The following is a 3177-nucleotide window of genomic DNA, read 5'->3' on the forward strand; positions in this document are numbered from 1 at the left end:
CGCGAGCCCCGCCGGCGTCGACGCCTCGAACAGGGTCCGCAGCGCCACCTCCACCCCCAGCACCGCACGCACCCGACTCACCAACCGCGTCGCCAGAAGGGAGTGACCGCCCAGGGCGAAGAAGTCGTCGTCCACACCGACCGCGGGCAGACCCAGAATCTCGGCGAACGCCTGGCACAGGATCTCCTCCTGCACCGACATCGCACCGCGGCCGCCACCACTCACATACTCCGGAGCCGGCAGCGCCCTGCGGTCCAGCTTGCCGTTCACCGTCAACGGCAACGCCTCCAGCACCACCACCGCCGAGGGCACCATGTACTGCGGCAGCCGCTCACCCGCAAAGCCACGCAGCTCGGACTCCGCCACCTCCCCCACCACATACGCCACCAGGCGCTTGTCCCCCGGAACGTCCTCACGGACGACCACCGCCGCCTGCGCCACCTGCGGATGCGCGGCCAGCACCGCCTCGACCTCACCCGGCTCGATCCGGAACCCACGGATCTTCACCTGCTCATCCGCACGCCCCAGATACTCCAGCCGGCCCCCCGCCGACCACCGCACCACATCCCCCGTCCGATACATCCGCCCACCCGACGAACCACCGAACGGACACGCCACGAACCGCTCACCCGTCAAACCAGGCCGGCCCACATACCCCCGCGCCAGACCCGCCCCCGCCACATACAACTCCCCCGCAACCCCCACCGGCACCGGACGCAACGCACCATCCAGCACATACACCCGCGTATTCGCAATCGGAGAACCGATTTCGGAGCCGTCGCCCGGCGCGAGCGGGGCCGACATCGTGGCGCACACGGTGGTCTCCGTGGGGCCATAGGCATTGATGAACCGGCGGCCAGGAGCCCAGCGTCCGATCAGATCACCGCCCAGTGCTTCACCTGCCGATACCAGTGTCGCCACCGAAGGCAGATCTTCCGGCGTCAGCGCAGACAGCACGGCCGGCGGCAGCGTCACATGAGTCACCTCGTGCCGCGCCACGACTTCGGCCAGCCCCTGCCCGGGCAGCAACTCGTGCGCATCGGACAGTACGAGTCGTGCTCCACACGACAGCGCCACCAGTACCTCGGACACCGCCGCGTCGAAGCTCACCGAAGCGAACTGCAGCATTCGGCTGGTGGAGTCCACCGCGAAGCGTTCCGTCTGAGCCGCTACCAGGCTCGCCACGCCGCTGTGCGACACAGCCACGCCCTTGGGCCGTCCTGTCGAGCCGGACGTATAGATGACGTAGGCCAGTCCACCAGCCTCGAAGGCGACTTCGGGAGGGGTGGCGGGCGCCGCCGCCAGCTCACGTGCCACGTGCGTGTCGTCCAGGTTCACCACGTGCACTGTCGGCCCTGACGGTACGGCTGTCATGTCACCGCGCCCGAGCACCACCCGTGCACCGCTGTCGGCGAGCATGAACTCCAGTCGCTCTGCCGGATACTGCACATCCAGTGGCACATACGCCGCGCCGGTCTTCAACACGGCCAGCAGCGCGACGACCAAATCCACCCCACGCGGCAGGAACACGCCCACCACGGACTCCGCACCCACACCGAGCCCTCGTAGGTAGTGCGCCAGCCCGTTGGCCTTGGTCTCCAGCTCGGCGTAGGAAAGCTCCGTGGTGCCGTACACCACTGCCACGGCGTCCGGGGTGCGGGTCACCTGCGCCTGGAACATCTCGGGTGCCGACTGCCATGGGAGTGGTGCGGTGGTGTCGTTCCAGTCTTCGAGGAGTCGGTTCTGTTCGGTGGTGTCGAGGATGTCCACTGCCGACAGGAGGCCGTGGGGGTCGTCTTCCAGCGCGGTCACGAGGTTGTCGACGCAGGTGTGCAGCAGCCGGCACACGGCCTGCCCGTCGACCGGGCCCACCGCATCCACGACCAGTCCGAACCTGGACTCCAGGTCGTCCACCGCCACGGCCACCGGATAGTTCGTCGCCTCACGCACGGACAGCGTGCTGATGCCCCTGGATGTCGTGTCTGCTTCCGGGCGGGGGTTCTCCGGCCGACGCCTGCCGTGCCGGTAGTTGAACAGTGAGGTGAACAGCGGGCTGCCGTTCGGGACCCTGCTGGCCTGCTGTGCCAGGGTCAGCGGGGCGTGCTCGTGCACCAGCAGCTCCGCCAGCTGGTCACGCACCCCTTCCAGCGCGGTGCCCACACCAGCGGTGCCGACCTGGACGCGGACCGGCAGCGTGTTGATGAACAATCCCGGCACCCGGTCCGCGCCCACGCCGGCGTTCATGCGTCCGAACAGCACGGTGCCGAAGACGACGTCGTCGCGGCCGCTGACCGTGGCCAGGACACGGGCCCAGGCCAGGTGGAACACGCTGGCCGGACTCACTCCGAGTGAGCGGGCGACGTCGCGCACCCGCCGGCCGAGCTCGTCGTCGACGTCCAGGTGGGAGCGCTTGACGTCGCTGCCGTCGCCGTGCACGTCGAGCAGGCCGTAGGGGGCGGTGGTCTCCTCCACGTCCCCGAGCAGGCCGGTGAAGTAGCGCTCGTGCTCCTCGCGCGTCACACCCAGCCGGGCCTGCGCCACGAAGTTGCGGAAGGGCAGCGGCTCGGGCAGGGACTCCTCCCGCCCCGACAGGAACGCGCCCATCTCTTCGAGCAGTACGTCCTGGGTGGTGTGGTCCTGGACCAGGTGGTGCATCCGCAGCAACGCCAGCCATCCACCGTCCTCGCCCGGCTGCGCGGCAATGTGCACGTCGATCAGCGGCGCACGACCAATGTCCATCCTCGAACCAGCAGTCGCGGTCAACTCGCTTACGATCTCGGTGTTCTCCCGGTCGACGACGACTTCGACGACGGGGAGTTCGGCCTGGCGGACCACGACCTGGACCGGTTCGCGCAACTGCTCCCACACGATCGCGGTGCGGTAGATGTCGTGCCGGTCCACCACCCGCTGCAACGCACCGAGGAAGGCCTCCAGCCGTTCCCGCGAGTCGAAGCGGAGCACCCGCGGCACCACATACGCATCCGCACCACCCCCATCGGCCTGCAGCAGATGGTGGAAGAACAGGCCCTCCTGCAGCGGGGCGAGCGGATAGACGTCGGCGATGTTGGCCGCGCCGCCCGGTATCCGCCCGACCACATGCGCCAGCTCGGCCTCGTCCAGCTCGACCAGCGGCAGCATCTCCGGGGTGATGTGCTCGGCGCCGGGCGGGATGCGGTT

General features: G+C 69.1%; 1 protein-coding gene. It reads right to left on the reverse strand.

Annotation, left to right across the window (positions count from 1 at the left end; translation table 11 throughout):
* On the reverse strand, positions 1–3177 hold a 3177-nt coding region (locus tag ABTY20_RS34985), incomplete at both ends, for a non-ribosomal peptide synthetase (RefSeq protein WP_352001171.1).

This window comes from Streptomyces sp. NPDC126497, assembly GCF_040302425.1.
Taxonomy (GTDB): Bacteria; Actinomycetota; Actinomycetes; order Streptomycetales; family Streptomycetaceae; genus Streptomyces.